The sequence below is a fragment of the Streptomyces sp. BK239 genome, assembly GCF_004217285.1.
Lineage (GTDB): Bacteria > Actinomycetota > Actinomycetes > Streptomycetales > Streptomycetaceae > Streptomyces.
Map to the genome: position 1 here is coordinate 386657 of NZ_SHKS01000006.1, position 17267 is coordinate 403923.

The 17267-nt window shown below is 72.7% G+C and carries 15 protein-coding genes; 8 read left to right on the plus strand and 7 right to left on the minus strand.

Features of this window, described 5'->3' with window-relative positions:
• Positions 1-90 precede the first annotated feature (90 nt).
• The 3 genes from EV567_RS21020 to EV567_RS21030 are packed head-to-tail and all read right to left on the minus strand — an operon-like array spanning position 91 to position 2692.
• Positions 91-876: an energy-coupling factor ABC transporter ATP-binding protein gene (locus EV567_RS21020; RefSeq protein ID WP_130442350.1), complete on the minus strand. Its 786-nt coding sequence runs from the start codon at positions 874-876 to the stop codon at positions 91-93.
• On the minus strand, positions 873-1634 hold the full coding sequence (gene cbiQ, locus EV567_RS21025) for a cobalt ECF transporter T component CbiQ (protein WP_130442352.1): 762 nt from the start codon (positions 1632-1634) through the stop codon (positions 873-875). The genes EV567_RS21020 and cbiQ overlap by 4 nt, the downstream gene beginning before the upstream one ends.
• Positions 1635-1636: 2 nt before the next feature.
• Positions 1637-2692 (minus strand): energy-coupling factor ABC transporter permease, encoded by a 1056-nt coding sequence (locus EV567_RS21030; protein WP_130442354.1) that lies wholly within the window; start codon positions 2690-2692, stop codon positions 1637-1639.
• A gap of 182 nt (positions 2693-2874) precedes the next feature.
• On the opposite strand from EV567_RS21030, the gene EV567_RS21035 reads away from it, so the two are divergent.
• Complete coding sequence (locus EV567_RS21035) at positions 2875-3231, plus strand: SsgA family sporulation/cell division regulator (protein ID WP_130442356.1); 357 nt, start codon at positions 2875-2877, stop codon at positions 3229-3231.
• Positions 3232-3287: 56 nt separating this feature from the next.
• Here EV567_RS21035 and EV567_RS21040 read toward each other — a convergent pair whose 3' ends face one another.
• The 3 genes from EV567_RS21040 to EV567_RS21050 all read right to left on the minus strand — a co-directional run bounded on the left by EV567_RS21040 (position 3288) and on the right by EV567_RS21050 (position 8791).
• Entirely contained in the window at positions 3288-4958 is a 1671-nt protein-coding gene (locus EV567_RS21040; protein WP_130442358.1) for a penicillin-binding transpeptidase domain-containing protein, read from the minus strand.
• A 212-nt stretch (positions 4959-5170) separates the two neighbouring features.
• The gene (locus EV567_RS21045) at positions 5171-6811 is read right to left on the minus strand and encodes a penicillin-binding transpeptidase domain-containing protein (RefSeq protein WP_130442360.1); all 1641 of its coding nucleotides are present in this window, start codon (positions 6809-6811) and stop codon (positions 5171-5173) included.
• Between the two features lie 219 nt (positions 6812-7030).
• Positions 7031-8791: a dolichyl-phosphate-mannose--protein mannosyltransferase gene (locus EV567_RS21050; RefSeq protein WP_165430440.1), complete on the minus strand. Its 1761-nt coding sequence runs from the start codon at positions 8789-8791 to the stop codon at positions 7031-7033.
• A gap of 73 nt (positions 8792-8864) precedes the next feature.
• Between EV567_RS21050 and rsmI the strand changes: the two genes are divergently transcribed.
• From rsmI to EV567_RS21080, 6 genes are all read left to right on the plus strand, one after another.
• Positions 8865-9728 carry a 16S rRNA (cytidine(1402)-2'-O)-methyltransferase gene (rsmI, locus tag EV567_RS21055; RefSeq protein WP_130442362.1) on the plus strand — a complete coding sequence of 288 codons (864 nt, stop codon included), beginning with the start codon at positions 8865-8867 and terminating at the stop codon, positions 9726-9728.
• A 166-nt stretch (positions 9729-9894) separates the two neighbouring features.
• Positions 9895-10293 (plus strand): hypothetical protein, encoded by a 399-nt coding sequence (locus EV567_RS21060; RefSeq protein ID WP_130442364.1) that lies wholly within the window; start codon positions 9895-9897, stop codon positions 10291-10293.
• A gap of 40 nt (positions 10294-10333) precedes the next feature.
• On the plus strand, positions 10334-11221 hold the full coding sequence (locus EV567_RS21065; protein WP_130442366.1) for a TatD family hydrolase: 888 nt from the start codon (positions 10334-10336) through the stop codon (positions 11219-11221).
• Between the two features lie 120 nt (positions 11222-11341).
• The gene (locus EV567_RS21070) at positions 11342-12841 is read left to right on the plus strand and encodes a ubiquitin-like domain-containing protein (protein ID WP_407071609.1); all 1500 of its coding nucleotides are present in this window, start codon (positions 11342-11344) and stop codon (positions 12839-12841) included.
• Positions 12842-12913: 72 nt separating this feature from the next.
• On the plus strand, positions 12914-13786 hold the full coding sequence (gene rsmA, locus EV567_RS21075; RefSeq protein ID WP_130442368.1) for a 16S rRNA (adenine(1518)-N(6)/adenine(1519)-N(6))-dimethyltransferase RsmA: 873 nt from the start codon (positions 12914-12916) through the stop codon (positions 13784-13786).
• Positions 13783-14676: a 4-(cytidine 5'-diphospho)-2-C-methyl-D-erythritol kinase gene (locus EV567_RS21080; protein ID WP_130442370.1), complete on the plus strand. Its 894-nt coding sequence runs from the start codon at positions 13783-13785 to the stop codon at positions 14674-14676. The genes rsmA and EV567_RS21080 overlap by 4 nt, the downstream gene beginning before the upstream one ends.
• A gap of 13 nt (positions 14677-14689) precedes the next feature.
• On the opposite strand, the gene EV567_RS21085 is transcribed toward EV567_RS21080, so the two are convergent.
• Complete coding sequence (locus EV567_RS21085) at positions 14690-15283, minus strand: Uma2 family endonuclease (protein ID WP_130442372.1); 594 nt, start codon at positions 15281-15283, stop codon at positions 14690-14692.
• Positions 15284-15440: 157 nt separating this feature from the next.
• On the opposite strand from EV567_RS21085, the gene EV567_RS21090 reads away from it, so the two are divergent.
• A complete protein-coding gene (locus tag EV567_RS21090) occupies positions 15441-17246 on the plus strand; it encodes an ABC-F family ATP-binding cassette domain-containing protein (RefSeq protein WP_130442374.1) in 1806 nt (601 codons plus the stop codon).
• Positions 17247-17267: the final 21 nt, after the last annotated feature.

A 17267-nucleotide genomic window follows, 5' to 3' on the forward strand; every position in this document is an offset into this window, starting at 1 on the left:
CACCGGCCTGCGCGGGCGCACCGGCCGCCGGTCGGGCACCGGCCCGTGCGGGCCCTCCGGCCGCCCCGGTCACGTCGGATCGCTCGTTCGTCACGCGCCCATTGTCACGGAGCGCGGGTCGAACCCGAACGGCAGCTCCAGGCGGTGGGCGCGCATCAGCTCCGCGTCGGACAGCAGTTCGCCGGTCGGTCCGTCCGCCGCGATCACGCCCTCGCTGAGGATCAGCGAGCGCGGGCACAGTTCGAGCGCGTACGGCAGATCGTGCGTGACCATCAGGACGGTGACGTCCAACGAACGCAGGATGTCGGCGAGTTCGCGGCGGGAGGCCGGGTCGAGGTTGGAGGACGGCTCGTCCAGGACGAGGATCTCCGGCTCCATCGCGAGGACCGTCGCCACGGCCACCCGGCGGCGCTGCCCGAAGGACAGATGGTGCGGCGGGCGGTCCTTGAAGTCCGACATGCCGACCCGGGCGAGCGCGCGGTCCACGCGCTCCTCCAGCTCGGCCCCCTTCACCCCGGCCGCCGCGGGCCCGAACGCCACGTCCTCGCGCACCGTCGGCATGAACAACTGGTCGTCGGGGTCCTGGAAGACGATGCCGACCTTGCGCCGGATCTCGGCCATGTGCCGCTTGCCGACGGGCAGTCCCGCGACACTGACCGCGCCCGCGCCGCCGGTGAGGATGCCGTTGAGGTGGAGGACGAGGGTGGTCTTGCCGGCGCCGTTCGGGCCGAGCAGCGCCACCCGCTCACCGCGCGCGATCGAGAAGTCCACGCCGAACAGCGCCTGATGCCCGTCGGGGTAGGCGAAGGCGAGCCCGGCCACGTGGAGCGAGGGCGGGGCGGATGCGGGGTCGGGCGCGGGCGTCACGGCGGTCATAGGGTCCATCCCAGCACGCACACCGCCAGCGCGGCCAACGGCAGGGTGAAGGCGTACGACCACTGGGCCCGGGAGGCGCTCACCTCGTCGATCACCGGCATCGAACCGGCGTACCCGCGGCTGACCATGGCCAGGTGCACGCGTTCCCCGCGTTCGTAGGAGCGGATGAACAGCGCGCCCGCCGTCTTCGCGAGCACCCCCCAGTGCCGCACCCCGCGCGCCTCGAAGCCGCGCGACTCCCGCGCGATCCGCATGCGCCGCAGCTCGTCCGTGATGACGTCGCCGTAGCGGATCATGAAGGAGGCGATCTGCACCAGCAGCGGTGGGAGTTTGAGCCGTTGCAGGCCGAGGAGGATCTCCCGCAGTTCGGTGGTGGAGGCGAGGAGGACGGACGCGGCGACGCCGAGCGTGCCCTTGGCGAGCACGTTCCAGGCGCCCCACAGCCCCTCGACGCTGAGCGACAGGCCCCACACGTCGACCCTCTGGCCCTCCGCCACGAACGGCATCAGCACCGCGAACGCGACGAACGGCACCTCGATCAGCAGCCGCTTCAGCAGGAAGCCGGCCGGCACGCGCGCGAGGAACGCGACCACGCCGAGCAGGGCCGCGTACAGGCCGAACGCCCACATCGCCTCGCGCGGGGTCGACACCACGACCGCCACGAAGGCGAACGCCGCCGCCAGCTTGGTGTGCGGGGGCAGGGCGTGCACGGGGGAGCGGCCAGCCCGGTAGAGCCGGTGGGCGTGTCCGGCGCCCATGCCTAGACCCCCGTGCTCACCGGGGAGGCGTCGTCCGTACGACGCCTGCGCACCGCCCAGAACACGGCGCTGCCCGCGACGACGGTCACCCCGACGCCGATGACCCCGGCGAGGCCGCCGGACAGACGGGCGTCGGCGACGTCCTTGACGCCGTAGTCGGCGAGCGGGGAGCCGGCGGCGGCGTGCTCGCGCGCCTTGGCGTCGATGCCCTTGTCGGCGGCGACCTTCTCCAGGCCGTCTGGGCTGGCCGAGGCGTAGAAGCTGACGAACCCGGCGAGGACGAGGGAGGTGACGAGGCCGCTCACCCACAGCGTGCGGCGGGAGGCGCCCGCCGGGACGGGGGCCGTGCGCTCCTCCTCGGCGTCCGGCGCGTCGACGAGTTCGCCGTTCACCCGCAGCCGCAGCTTCTGGCGCAGTCCGCGCGCCCCGTGGACGAGGTCCGGGCGCACGGCGAGGACGGCGCCGACGGTCAGCGAGGTGATCACGGCCTCGCCGATGCCGATCAGCACATGCACGCCGACCATCGCGGTGGCGACCTTGCCGATCGGGACTTCGGTGGTGCCGCCGATCCAGTACACGAGGGTGAAGGCGAGGGCCGCGGCCGGCACCGACAGCAGCGCGGCGACGAAGGAGGCGACGGTGACGCAGCGGCGGCTGTGGGGCAGCACCTTCACCAGGGCGCGGAAGACGGTGTACGCGACGACCGTCGTCACCACGGCCATGACGGTGATGTTCACGCCGAGCGCGGTCAGACCGCCGTCGGCGAAGAGGACGCCCTGCATGAGCAGGACCACGGACACGCACAGGACCCCCGTGTAGGGGCCCACGAGTATCGCGGCCAGGGCGCCGCCCAGCAGATGGCCGCTGGTACCCGCGGCCACGGGGAAGTTGAGCATCTGCACGGCGAAGATGAACGCCGCCACCAGGCCGGCCAGCGGGGCCGTGCGCTCGTCGAGTTCGCGGCGCGCCCCGCGAAGGCTCACGGCGACCGCGCCGGCGGCTACGACTCCGGCGACGGCGGAGGTCGGGGCATTGATGAATCCGTCAGGTACGTGCACTGTCCGATTGTAGAGGGCAGCTGCGAACCGTTCGCAAGAGCGAGTGTCTCGTTTCTTGCGGTCACCTATCGCACATATGAGATCGACCGGTCTCAGGGGGCGGCGTCCGGAAAATATGCGACATTGGAAGGGCGGCGGACGCACAGATTCCGCACAGGTCACGCAGCGTCAAGGGGCGGCCGATGTCTGTAGTCGAACAGTACGCGCGAGCCCACATCGTCACGGACGCCGACCTGGTCGAGGAGGGGTGGGCGGCCGTACCGGTCGTGCTGCGCTACGACCCTGAGGACGACCCGCGCTCGGTCCGCGTCGGACTGCCCGGCGCCCACGAGCGGACCATCGCCCGCACGCTCCTCGAACAGGGCCTGCGCACTCCGGCGGGCAGCGGCGAGGTACGGGTGTGGCCGTGCGGCCGGGTGCAGGCGGTGGTGGAGTTCCACTCCGTGCAGGGCGTCTCGGTGGTCCAGTTCGAGTCCAAGACCCTGCTCCGCTTCCTGCGCCGCACTTACACGGCCACGGGCCGGCCGGTCGGCCGCTGAGACCGGCCGTCGGCGCCCGGCCCCGCGGCTCGCCCCCCGGTCAGCGGCCCGCCCGGTCAGCGGCCCGCCTTCAGCAGGGTCGCCACGATCGGGCCCGCCGTGTCACCGCCGTGGCCGCCCGCCTGGACGACGCCGGCGGCCGCGAGGTCCCCGCGGTAGGCGGTGAACCAGCCGTTGGGCTGCTTCTGGCCGTCGACCTCCGCCGAGCCGGTCTTCGCGCCGTAGTCGGGGCCGAGGCCGGTCATCGCCTTGGCCGCGGTGCCGTAGGCGGCCGTGTAGTTCATCAGCTCGCGCAGCTGGGACAGCGTGGACGGCGACATCTTGCGCGCGGCGGTGGCCAGCGTGCGGTCGTCCACCGACGGGGCCACCAGGTACGGCTGGTGGAACGTCCCCGACTTGATGGTGGCCGAGACGGACGCCATGTTCAGCGGGTTCATCCGCACCCCGCCCTGGCCGATCAGCTCGGCCGCCATCTGGGCCGCCGACTGCACCGGGACCGCGCCGTCGAAGCTGGGCACGCCGACCGACCAGTCGTCCCGGGACAGGCCGAAGACCTGCTGGGCCTGCTGGGTCAGGCTGTTCTCGTCGAGCTTGCCGGCCTGGCTGATGAAGGCCGTGTTGCAGGAGCGGGCGAAGCTCGCCTTGAACGTGCCGCTCTTGATCTCGAACTCGTCGTCGTTCTGGAACTTCCAGCCCCCGTACGTGAAGTACTTCGGGCACGGGTGGGGCTTGTCCGCCGACGCCAGCCCCTTCTCGATCAGCAGCGAGGCGGTGACGACCTTCATGGTGGAGCCGGGCGCGAGGGAGCCCTGGAAGGCCGTGTTGAAGTTCGGGTTGCTGTTGGCGACGGCCAGGATCTCGCCGGTCGACGGGCGTACGGCGACGACCGAGGACCGCGCCCTGCTCGCCACCTGCTTCTCCGCCGTGGCCTGGAGGGTGGGGCTCAGCGTCGTCTTCACGGAGCCCGGCGTGCCTTCGCTCAGCTCCAGGAGCGTCTTGTCGGAGGCCTTCTTCGCCTTGGAGTCCTTGCCGCGCACCACCCGCAGCTCGACGCCCGCCGTGCCGCCGGCCTTCTTCCCGTACTTCTCGCGCAGCCCGTCCAGGACCGTGCCCAGCGACGGGAACCTCTTCGCGGTCAGCTCGCCGCCGTCCCGGTCGAACGCCTTGACCGGCGGGTCGCCGGCCTCACCGGTCACCAGGGTGTCCCCGTCGGCGAGGTCGGGGTGGACGACGGAGGCGTGCCAGTCGACCAGCGGCTTGCCGTCCGACGCCCGCCGTACGACGGTCAGCGCGCTGTCGTAGGCGAGCGGCTTCGCCGTCTTCTTGTACGTCACCGTGCCCTTGACGGAGAAGGCCAGCCTGTCGCCCGAGCGCGCGCCGGCGGTGAGGGCGGCGCCGGTGACGTGGGCGTCCTTGGTGTAGCCGGTGAGCAGCGCGGCGGCGGCCTTCGGGTCGTCGGTGGCGGCGGCGGCCTGGGCGACCTTGCCCTGCTGCCAGGCGGTCAGGAACGCCTGCGCCGCGGAGCTCACCTCGGCGGCCGACAGCGGGCCCGTCTTCACCGCGGGCTTCCGCTCGCCAGCCCGGGACGAGCCGTCCTCGGCCGCCGCGCCGCCGCCGTACAGCGCGTACCCGGCGATGCCGGCGCCGCCGACGACCGCGGCGATCACACCGCCGACCACGACGGGCCGCTTGTTCCGTCGCTCGGCGACGCGCCTTCTGTTGCCCACAGCCCGAGATCCTCCAAGCTTGTCCGAGGCCGCCCTCGCCCCACTGCCCTCACCGATCCCAACGAGGGGAACCAGCCTAGAGTCCCCGGTGGCGGGGGTGACATCACGTGTGACGTCAACCACGCCCCCGTTCGGCTGCTTCTTGTCAGCCGTCGTACGGCTCGGCCGACGTACGGCCAAGCCGGCGTACGGCTCGGCCGCACCGCGCCGGTTCAGCCGCCCGTGCGCAGCACCGTGGCGACGATCGGGCCGGCCGCGTCGACGCCGTGGCCGCCGTCCTCGACCATCGCGGCGGCGGCGACGTCGTCGCGGTAGCCGGTGAACCAGCTGTCGGAGGTCGCGTTGCCGTCGGTCTCGGCGGAGCCGGTCTTCGCGCCGATCCGGCCGTGCAGGCCGGACATCACGCCGGCCGCGGTGCCGCTGGTGGCGGTGCGGTTCATCATCGAGCGCAGCTGGGTCACGGTCGTGCCGGGCAGCCCCTCGGCCTGGGCGAGCGTCCGCCCGTCGAGGCTCCTGGGGACGATGACCGGCTGGCGGAAGTCGCCCGTCATCGCGGTGGCCGTCACGGAGGCCATGGTCAGCGGGTTCATCTGGACCTTGCCCTGGCCGATCAGGTTGGCCGCGGTGTCGGGGCCGCCGGCGGCGGGGACGGAGCCGTCGAAGGACGGGATGCCGGTCTTCCAGTCGTCGCGCCCGACGCCGAAACGCTGCTGCGCCTCCCTGGTGAGGGAGTCGACCCCGACCTCGTCGGCGAACTTCACGAACGCGGTGTTGCACGAGCGGGCGAAGCTCTGCGCCAGGGTGGCCTTCTCGTCCGCGGGCAGGTCTGCGAGGTTGTGGAAGGTCTGGCTCTCCCAGACGGCCTCGGCCGGGCAGGGGGCCGGGCCGTTCGCCGTGGTCAGCCCGTTGTCGATGAGGGTGGCCGCGCTGACGATCTTCATCGTGGAGCCGGGCGCCCGCTCGCCGAGGAAGGCCGCGTTGAAGCCGTCGGCGCGGTGGTTGGCGACCGCGAGGACCTCGCCGGTGCTCGGCCGCACGGCCACCACCGAGGCGTTGTCGAACTTGCCCACCGCCTTCTCGGCGGCCGCCTGCGCCGTCGCGCTGATCGTCGTGGGCAGCCGGCCCGCCTTGCCCTCGGCGAGGGTGAGCAGCGGGGTGTCGGCGGTGTCGGGCGCCGCGTGCCGGATCGTCAGCTCGACGCCGGCGGTGCCGCCCGCCTTCTCGCCGTAGGTGGCTCGCAGCTGGTCGAGGATCGGCCCGAGCGAGGGGTACTTCTCCTTGGTGAGCACCTTGCCGTCGCGGTCGACGGCCTCGATGGGCGGCGCCGCCGACTCCCCGGTGACGAGGGTGTCGTCCATCTCCTTCAGGCCGGGGTGCACGAGCGAGGGCTGCCAGTCCACGAGCGCCTTGCCGGTGGTCAGCCCGCGCACCACCTTGAGGGAGCTCTTGTAGGCGAGCGGCTTGGACTTCCCCTCGTACGACACCGTCGCCGCGACGCTGAACGGCACCGTGGTGCCGCTCGCCCTGCCCGGCGTGATCCGCACGCCGGTGATGTGCGCGGCCCCGCCGTAGGCGGCGAGCAGGGGTTCCGCCTTCTGGTCGTTGTTGGTGAGCGCCGCGGCGGCCGCGGCCTGCCCCTTCTCCCACGCGGCGAAGAACGCGGCCGTGGTGTCGGCGACCTCCGACGCGTCGGGCGGCCCGCTCTTCTTCACGGACACCGGCCCGTTCGCCCCCGCGGTGCCGCCGCCGTCCGAGTTCAGCGCGTTCAGGATGTTGAAGGCGCCGTAGCCGGCCCCTCCCACCATCACGGCGAGCACCGAACCGACGATCGCCGTCTTGGCCCCCTTGTGCATGGCCGCACCCCTCCCCGTTCTTTCCCCGTTGGTCCCGTGAGCCTCTGCGCGTGCGATTGAACGCGTTCAGAAAGGCGGGTCTCGGTCGCACTGTATGCGCAACCGGGGGCCGCGGGGAAAGGAGTTGACGGAAGTTGGCCGAAGGGAGATCGACTCATGGTGAAAAACGGGCAACCGAAAGGACGGTCAAGGATCTGAACGCGCCCCCGGGCGACCGCCTCACACCCAGGTGTCGAGCCACATACGTGAACGCCAGGAGTCGATGGGGATCGCCTGTCCCGTGTACAGCGGATAGAAGTAGATGAAGTTCCACGCGATCAGCAGCACCAGCACCCCCGCCGCCGTCGCGCCCGCCACCCGCCGGGTGTCGCCGCCTCCCGGCCGGCCGACGAGCGCACCGACCATCATCGCCACCGCCAGGCACAGGAACGGCAGGAAGACCACCGCGTAGAACAGGAAGATCGTGCGCTCCTGGTACAGGAACCACGGCAGGTACCCGGCGGCGATGCCGCAGGCGATCGCGCCCGCCCGCCAGTCACGGCGGAAGAACCAGCGCCACAGCACGAAAAGGATCGCGAAGCAGGCCGCCCACCACAGCAACGGCGTGCCGAGCGCCAGCACCTCCCGCGCGCACTTCTCGCCCGCGTCCGCCGGGCAGCCGTCCCTGCCGGGCGCCGGGGACTCGTAGAAGTACGACACCGGTCGGCCCAGGACGATCCAGCTCCACGGGTTCGACTGGTACGGGTGCGGCGAGGTCAGGTGGGTGTGGAACTCGTACACCTGCGTCTCGTAGTGCCACAGGCTGCGCCACCAGTCGGGGAACAGCCAGGTCCAGCTGCCGCCCTTGCCGTCGCCCTCGGCCCAGTCGCGGTAGTAGCCGCCCGAGCCGTCGCGGGCGGACAGGATCCAGCCCGTCCACGTCGCCACGTACGTCACCAGCGCGACCGGCACCGTCGCCAGGAACGCAAGCCCCGTGTCCCGCCGCAGCACCGCGAGGTAGGGGCGGCGCGCACCGGCCACCCGGCGTGCGGCGACGTCCCACAGGACCGCCATCAGGCAGAACGCCACCATCACGTACAGCGCGTTCCACTTGGTGCCGATCGCCAGACCCAGCATCAGACCGGCCGCCCAGCGCCACGGCCGAAGGCCGAGCCGCGTCGTCTCGGCGACGTGCGCGTCCGGACGGCGCGGGCCGCCCTCCCGGTCGTCGAACGCCGGCAGCGCCGCCGCGAGCCGCTCGCGCGCCTTGTCCCGGTCGATCAGCAGACAGCCGAACGTCGCCAGCACGAAGAACATCAGCACCCCGTCGAGCAGCGCGGCCCGGCTCATCACGAAGTGCAGCCCGTCGAGGGCCATCAGCGCGCCCGCAAGACAGCCCAGAAGCGTGGAGCGCAGCAGCCGGCGGCCGATCCGGCACAGCATCAGGACGGACAGCGTCCCCAGCAGCGCCGTCATGAACCGCCAGCCGAACGGATCGAACCCGAACATCAGCTCGCCCAGCCCGATGACGAACTTGCCGACCGGCGGATGCACCACGTACGCCGCGTCCGACGGGACCGTGACATGGCCGCCGGAGGACAGGATCAGATCGTTGGCGTTCTTCTCCCAGTTGACCTCGAAACCCCGGTGGACGAGCGCCCAGGCGTCCTTCGCGTAGTACGTCTCGTCGAATATCACCGCCTTCGGGCTGCCCAGGTTCCAGAACCGCAGCACGCCCGCCATCAGCGTCACCAGCAGCGGCCCGCCCCAGCCCGACCAGCGCGTGATCCGCCCCGCCCACACCGGCCCGATCCCCAGCACCGCCCACAGCCGCGGACCGGGCTCGGCGAACGGAGGCGACAACCGCTCACGGACGTCGCCTCCCGGCTCCGCCGAGTATCCGAAACGGCGCAGCCGCTGCCGCCACGCCGGCCGCTGATCCTGCGGCGCCTGGTCCTGCCGGTAGTCCGTGGAGTCCATGGAGGACGCGGTACTGGTCACCGCGCCATCGTAGGGAACCCGTCTGTGGGAGTCCCGTGCACCGGGGTTCTCGTGGTCTTGGGAGACTGGAAAGGTGACAGACGCACCCGGAACCCTGGTCCTCGCCGGCACGCCCATCGGGGACGTCGCCGACGCACCCCCCCGACTCGCCGAGGAACTGGCCGGCGCCGACGTCGTCGCCGCCGAGGACACCCGCAGGCTGCGCCGGCTCACGCAGGCGCTGGGGGTGACGACCACGGGCCGGATCGTCTCCTACTTCGAGGGCAACGAGTCCGCCCGTACGCCCGAACTCGTCGAGGCGCTCCTCGGCGGCGCGCGCGTGCTGCTGGTGACCGACGCCGGGATGCCGTCGGTGTCCGACCCCGGCTACCGGCTCGTCGCCGCCGCCGTCGAACACGACGTGCGGGTCACCGCCGTGCCCGGACCGTCCGCCGTCCTGACCGCCCTCGCGCTGTCCGGCCTGCCCGTCGACCGCTTCTGCTTCGAGGGGTTCCTGCCGCGCAAGGCGGGCGAGCGGCTGTCCCGGCTGCGGGAGGTCGCCGAGGAGCGGCGCACGCTCGTCTACTTCGAGGCCCCGCACCGGCTCGACGACACCCTCGCCGCGATGAGCGAGGTGTTCGGCGGTCAGCGGCGGGCGGCCGTCTGCCGCGAGCTGACCAAGACGTACGAGGAGATCAAGCGCGGGCCGCTGGCCGAGCTGGCCGAGTGGGCGGCACAGGGCGTGCGCGGCGAGATCACCGTCGTCGTCACCGGGGCGCCCGAGCCCGGGCCCGAGGAACTCGACGCGGAGGAGCTGGTGCGGCGGGTGCGGGCGCGGGAGGAGGCCGGCGAGCGGCGCAAGGAGGCGATCGCCGCGGTGGCGGTGGAGGCGGGGCTGGCCAAGCGGGTCGTGTTCGACGCGGTAGTGGCGGCGAAGCGCTCCGCCACCGGCCGGTAAAGAAGTGCTGGGGAGTGCAAAGCCCATAGCTCGCCCCATGTCCCACATGGGCAAGGCGCGCCCAAAACGGAGCCAACACTCGGCAGATCGGCTGCTTTCGGACGCGCCGCGCAGTCCACTGGGCTGAGGGCACTTCGTCCTCGACCAGTGGATCAAAGGAGCCGGGATGGGTGAGATCACAGGGCGGTCCGGCCTGCGCGCCGCGGGGGTTCCCGTCGTGCACGAGTCCTATTCCTTCGCCTGCATGCGCTGCGGGCACGGCTGGGAACAGTCGTACGAGATCGAGCACCACACGGACGCCGACGGCCACGAGTTCGTCCGGTACGTCGCGGACGGACGCGTCGTGCCGTCGCCGTTGAGCCGCCCCGTGTGCCAGAACTGCGACGCGCACATCGTGCGCATCATGCGGGCGGGGCAGGTCTCCTCGGTGCTCAGCGCGGCACGGCGGCAGCCGCCGGACGAGGGCGCCGAGCCGGCGGGCGAGCCGGCGGGCGTGGCCGGTGAGCAGCGCCACCACTGGCAGCTGTCCGACCTCCTCCACCCCTTCCACCGCCGGGCCGGCTGACCCGGACGGCGCGGCCCCGGCCCTTTCGTAGGATCGGGGCATGCCTTCGAACGCCGACAAGGCCGACAAGAACACCGCGCCGCCGCTCCCGGCACCCCTCGCGGTGCCCGTCGCCGACTCCCACACCCACCTCGACATGCAGTCCGGCACGGTGGAGGAGGGCCTCGCGAAAGCCGCGTCGGTCGGGGTGACGACGGTCGTCCAGGTGGGCTGCGACGTGCGCGGCTCCCGGTGGGCGGCCGAGACGGCGGCCGCGCACGAGCGCGTCCACGCGGCCGTCGCCCTCCACCCCAACGAGGCGCCCCGCATCGTCCACGGCGACCCGGACGGCTGGTCGCGGCAGGGCGCACGGCAGCCGGGCGGCGCGGCGGCGCTCGACGAGGCGCTCGCCGAGATCGACCGCCTGGCCGGGCTCGCCCACGTCAAGGGCGTCGGCGAGACCGGGCTCGACCACTTCCGCACCGGCCCCGAGGGCAAGGAGGCGCAGGAGCGCTCCTTCCGCGCCCACATCGAGATGGCCAAGCGGCACGGCAAGGCCCTCGTCATCCACGACCGCGACGCCCACGCCGACGTCCTGCGGATCCTGAAGGAGGAGGGCGCCCCCGAGCGGACCGTCTTCCACTGCTACTCCGGCGACGCCGAGATGGCGGAGATCTGCGCCCGCGCCGGGTACTTCATGTCGTTCGCCGGCAACGTCACCTTCAAGAACGCCCAGAACCTGCGCGACGCCCTCGCCGTCGCCCCGCTGGAGCTGGTCCTGGTGGAGACCGACGCGCCCTTCCTCACCCCGGCCCCGTACCGGGGAAGGCCGAACGCCCCGTACCTCGTCCCGGTGACGGTCCGTGCGATGGCCACCGTGCGCGGCGTCGACGAGGACGTCATGGCGACGGCCCTCGCCGCCAACACCGCCCGGGCGTTCGACTACTGAACCACTCGAACACGACGCTGTGTAGCCGAGCCGCTTTGGAGAGTGACGGCCTCTCCGCTAGGTTCTGGGGGCCCGATCCGGGCCCCTTTCGGACCCCCAGGCCCCCTGGAGCGTGTCGGCGTGAGCATCTCGCACCATCCGTGGTACGCACCGCACCCCGCGTACCCCGAGCACCCCGGCGCCGATCTGCACAGCGCGCAGACGCTGGCGTACGGCGTGTACGTCCCCCCCGGCCAGCAGGGCACGCCCGGCCTCTACGGGACGCCCGGCCTCTACGGGACGCCCGAGGCGTACGACCTTCCCTTCGACGTCCCGTACACCGACACCTACCGGCCCGGTTACGCGACGGCGGGCGAGTCGCCCACTCTCGTCGACTGGGCGGCGGCCGCCACGGCCGAGGCGCCCACCGTGACGCTCACCGGACCCCGGACCGAGCCGGACGCCGGACGACGGGCGGGGCGGCGGCGCAGGGCGCGGACCCCTGAGCGACTTGAGCGGCCCGATCGGGGCGAGCGCTCCGAGCGACCCGAGTCGGCGGTGCGCCGGTTGCTTCCCCAGGCGCTCGTCGTCGCGTTCCTCGCCGGCGGGACCGCCGCGTTCGTCGCCAAGGACAAGGCGGTCGAGCTGACCGTCGACGGCAAGCCGCGCACCCTGCACACCTTCGCCGACGACGTCACCGAGCTGCTGGCCGACCAGGGCGTGCCGCTGGGCGCGCACGACGTCGTCACGCCCGCCCCCGGCACGCCCCTCGCCAGCGGCGACGAGATCGAGGTGCGCTACGGACGCCCCCTGCGGCTCACCCTGGACGGTGAGCGGCGCGAGGTGTGGACGACGGCGGACACGGTGGAGGGCGCGCTCCGGGAGATCGGGGTGCGCGCGGAGGGCGCGTACCTCTCCGTCGCGCGCACCCGGCGCATCGGGCTCGGAGGGCTCGCGCTGGACGTCCGCACCGAACGCGCCGTGACGATCCTCGCGGACGGCCGGGCCCGCACCGTCCGCACCAACGCGGCGACCGTCGGCGAGGCGGTCGAACAGGCCGGGATCACCCTGCGCGGCCAGGACGCCACCTCCGTGCCCTCCGGCAGCTTCCCCAGGGACGGGCAGACCGTCACCGTGCTGCGGATCACCGGCGCCGAGGAGGTGCGCGAGGAGGCGATCCCGTTCGCCGTGCGCCGCGCCGAGGACCCCTCCCTGTTCCGGGGCACACAGGTCGTGGAGCAGCCCGGTCAGCCGGGGCTGCGGCGGATCACCTATGCCCTGCGGGCCGTCAACGGCGTACGGCAGAAGCCGAGGCGGATCAGGAGCGAGATCGTGCGCGAGCCTCGGGCGCGGCTGGTGAAGGTGGGCACGAAACCGCTGCCGGCGTCCGTGCGCGGCGCCGACGGCCTGAACTGGCGGGGCCTCGCGGCCTGCGAGTCCGGCGGCCGCGCCGACGCCGTGGACTCGTCCGGCACGTACGGCGGCCTGTACCAGTTCGACACCCGCACCTGGCACAGCCTCGGCGGCGCCGGCCGCCCCCAGGACGCCCCCGCGGCGGAGCAGACCTTCCGCGCGAAGAAGCTGTACGTCAGACGGGGCGCGGCCCCCTGGCCCCACTGCGGGACCAGGCTGCAGGGCTGAACCGGCGTGAGCCGTCGGGGCGCGGGGCGGCTCCCGGACGGCCGCGCCCGGCGGCCCCCGTACCCTTGTCCCGTGACCAGCCCCACCCCCGACGCCCTCCTGGGCCCCGCCGACATCCGCGAACTGGCGGCAGCCCTCGGCGTCCGCCCCACCAAGCAGCGCGGCCAGAACTTCGTCATCGACGCGAACACGGTCCGCCGTATCGTGCGCACCGCGGGCGTCCGCCCGGACGACGTGGTCGTGGAGGTGGGGCCGGGCCTGGGCTCGCTCACCCTCGCGCTGCTGGAGGCCGCCGACCACGTCACCGCCGTCGAGATCGACGACGTGCTGGCGAGCGCGCTGCCCGCGACGATCACCGCGCGCATGCCCGAGCGCGCGGGCCGCTTCGCGCTCGTCCACTCCGACGCCATGCACGTCGCCGAGCTTCCCGGCCCCGCCCCGACCGCGCTGGTCGCCAACCTGCCGTACAACGTGGCCGTTCCGGTGCTGCTGCACATGCTCGGCACCTTCCCGAGCATCGAGCGCACCCTCGTCATGGTCCAGTCGGAGGTCGCCGACCGCCTCGCCGCCGCCCCCGGCTCCAAGGTGTACGGGGTGCCGTCCGTGAAGGCCGCCTGGTACGCCGAGGTCAAGCGGGCCGGCGCCATCGGCCGCAACGTGTTCTGGCCCGCGCCGAACGTCGACAGCGGGCTGGTCTCCCTGGTCCGCCGGACCGAGCCGGTGAAGACCACGGCGTCCAGGCGCGAGGTCTTCGCCGTCGTGGACGCGGCCTTCGCGCAGCGCCGCAAGACGCTGCGGGCGGCGCTGGCCGGCTGGGCCGGTTCGGCCGCGGCCGCCGAGGCGGCGCTGGTCGCCGCCGGGGTGTCGCCGCAGGCCCGCGGGGAGTCGCTCACCGTCGAGGAGTTCGCCCGGATCGCGGAGAACAAGCGGGAGGACGCCGCGTGAGCGTCACCGTGCGCGTGCCCGCCAAGGTCAACGTGCAGCTCGCGGTGGGCGCCGCCCGCGCGGACGGCTTCCACGAGCTGGCGAACGTCTTCCTCGCGGTCGGCCTGTACGACGAGGTCACCGTCACCCCGGCCGACGAGCTCCGCATCACCTGCGCGGGCCCGGACGCAGCCCAGGTCCCCCTGGACCGCACCAACCTGGCCGCGCGCGCGGCCCTCGCCCTCGCCGAGCGGTACGGCCGCGACGCCGACGTGCACCTCCACATCGCCAAGGACATCCCCGTCGCCGGCGGCATGGCGGGCGGCAGCGCGGACGGCGCGGGCGCGCTGCTCGCCTGCGACGCGCTGTGGGGCACCGGCGCGAGCCGTGACGAACTCCTCGACATCTGCGCCGAGCTGGGCAGCGACGTGCCCTTCAGCCTGATCGGCGGGGCGGCCCTGGGCACCGGGCGCGGCGAAAAGCTGACGCCGCTGGAGGTGGGCGGCACGTTCCACTGGGTGTTCGCGATGGCCGAGCGGGGGCTGTCGACTCCGGCGGTGTTCCGCGAGTTCGACCGGCTGGCGGAGGGGCGCGACATCCCCGAGCCGGAGGCCTCCCCGGACGTCCTGGCCGCCCTCGCCAAGGGCGACCCCGACGCGCTCGCGGCCGCCGTCACCAACGACCTCCAGCCCGCCGCCCTCTCCCTCTTCCCCGAACTGGCCGACACCCTCGCCGCGGGCCGGGCGGCGGGCGCCCTGGCGGCCCTGGTCTCCGGCTCGGGCCCGACGACGGCCTTCCTGGCACGAGACCCGGGTTCGGCGGCGGCGGTGGCCGAGGCCCTGCGGACCTCCGGCGCCTGCCGCTCGGTGCGCGTGGCGACATCACCGGCGGCGGGGGCGACGGTGCTCTGAGGGACGGCTCCGCTCAGAGTCGGTCGATGGCGGTCAGGTCGATGGCGATGTCGTAGGGCTTGTCGACCTTGACCTGGTCCCGATGCATGCCCATGTGGACGTACGCGTGGGTCATCGGGTCGAGCTCGTACACATGGACGAGGGGCCTGCCGCCGGTCCCGCTCTGCTCCACCCGCCAGAAGTTCGGGATGCCGGCAGCCGCGTACTTCTGTGGCTTGGTCGTGCGGTCCCGCGACTCCGAGTCCGGCGAGACGACCTCCACGGCGAGCAATACGTCCTCGGCCCGGTAACTCGTCTGGTCCGGCCCCTCGACCGCGTCGGCGCGGATCACGCTGACGTCCGGTTCGGGGCCGTTGCGGGTGTCCAGGATGACGGTCATCTCGCGACTGACTCTCAGCTCGGACGGCAGTCCCGTGCGCAGACCCCAGACCAGAAGGTCGATCATATTCGCGTGGAATCGGCGCTGCGGACTCACGAAAACCAGGCTCCCGTCGATCAGCTCGGTGTGCGGCGGGAGATCGGGCAGCGTGAACAGGTCGTCCACGGTGTAGCCGTCCTGTGGCGGCACCGGCCACTGGACGCGGTGCTTCACGGATTCGGCGGTCATGGTTCCTCCCATGGACGGGATCCTGCTGCCCCGCCTCCACGGTAGCGGCCGAAGACCGATCACGTCATCGCAAAGAGTGATCAGCTCCTCGCGCTCCGTCGCTCACCTCGCAGGCCCTAGGCTAGAAGGCTGACCGACCCACACGCGCAGGAGTGAAATGGCCGTCAATCTCGTCAATGTCGAGAACGTCAGCAAGGTGTACGGCACCCGTGCCCTGCTCGACGGCGTCTCCCTCGGCGTCTCCGAAGGGGACCGCATCGGCGTGGTGGGCCGCAACGGCGACGGCAAGACCACCCTGATCCGGATGCTGGCCAAGCTGGAGGAGGCCGACACCGGGCGCGTCACCCACTCGGGCGGCCTGCGGCTCGGGGTGCTGACGCAGCACGACTCCCTCGACCCCGCGGCCACCGTCCGGCACGAGGTCATCCGGGACCTGGCCGACCACGAGTGGGCGGGCAACGCCAAGATCAGGGACGTCCTCACCGGCCTCTTCGGCGGACTCGACCTCCCCGGTTTCCCGCAGGGCCTCGACACCGTCATCGGCCCGCTCTCCGGCGGCGAGCGCCGCCGTATCGCGCTCGCCAAGCTCCTCATCGAGGAGCAGGACCTGATCGTCCTCGACGAGCCCACCAACCACCTCGACGTCGAGGGCATCGCCTGGCTAGCCCGCCACCTGCGCGAGCGCCGCTCCGCGCTCGTCTGCGTCACCCACGACCGTTGGTTCCTCGACCAGGTCTGCACCCGCATGTGGGACGTCCAGCGCGGCGACGTCCACGAGTACGAGGGCGGCTACTCCGACTACGTCTTCGCGCGCGCCGAGCGCGAGCGGATCGCGGCGACGGAGGAGACCAAGCGGCAGAACCTGGTCCGCAAGGAGCTCGCCTGGCTGCGTCGCGGCGCCCCCGCCCGCACCTCCAAGCCCCGCTTCCGGGTCGAGGCGGCCAACGAGCTGATCAAGGACGTGCCGCCGCCGCGCGACAGCAGCGAGCTGATGAAGTTCGCCTCCTCGCGGCTCGGCAAGACGGTGTTCGACCTGGAGGACGTGACCGTCCAGGCCGGACCCAAGGTGCTGCTCAAGCACATCACCTGGCAGCTCGGCCCCGGCGACCGCATCGGCCTGGTCGGCGTCAACGGCGCCGGGAAGACGTCCCTGCTGCGGGCCATGGCCGAGGCCGCCCGCACCGAGGGGGAGACGCAGCCCGCCGGCGGGCGGGTCGCCGTCGGCAAGACCGTCAGGCTCGCCTACCTCTCCCAGGAGGTCGGCGAACTCGACCCGAACCTGCGGGTGCTGGAGGCCGTCCAGCGCGTCCGTGAACGCGTCGACCTCGGCAAGGGGCGCGAGATGACCGCAGGGCAGCTGTGCGAGACGTTCGGCTTCAACAAGGAGAAGCAGTGGACGCCGGTGGGCGACCTCTCCGGCGGTGAGCGGCGGCGGCTCCAGCTCCTGCGGCTGCTGATGGACGAGCCCAACGTCCTCTTCCTCGACGAGCCCACCAACGACCTCGACATCGAGACGCTGACCCAGCTCGAGGACGTCCTCGACGGCTGGCCCGGCTCGATGATCGTCATCTCCCACGACCGCTTCTTCCTGGAGCGCACGACGGACCGGGTGTACGCCCTCCTCGGCGACGCCACCCTGCGGATGCTCCCGCGCGGCATCGACGAGTACCTGGAGCGCCGGCAGCGCATGGAGGAGGCCGTGGCCGCCACGGCGGCGCCCGTCGCCGCGAAGGCCGCCCCCGAGCGGAGCGCCGCCGACCAGCGCGCCGCGAAGAAGGAACTCCAGAAGATCGAGCGGCAGTTGGACAAGATCTCCGAGAAGGAGGCCAAGCTGCACGCCCAGATCGCCGACAACGCCACCGACTTCGGGAAGGTCGCCGAACTCGACGCGCAGTTGCGGGAGCTGGGCGGCGAGCGGGAGGAACTGGAGCTCAAGTGGCTTGAGTTGGCCGAGGACGCGTAGAGGGGCTCGCGGGGGTTCAGC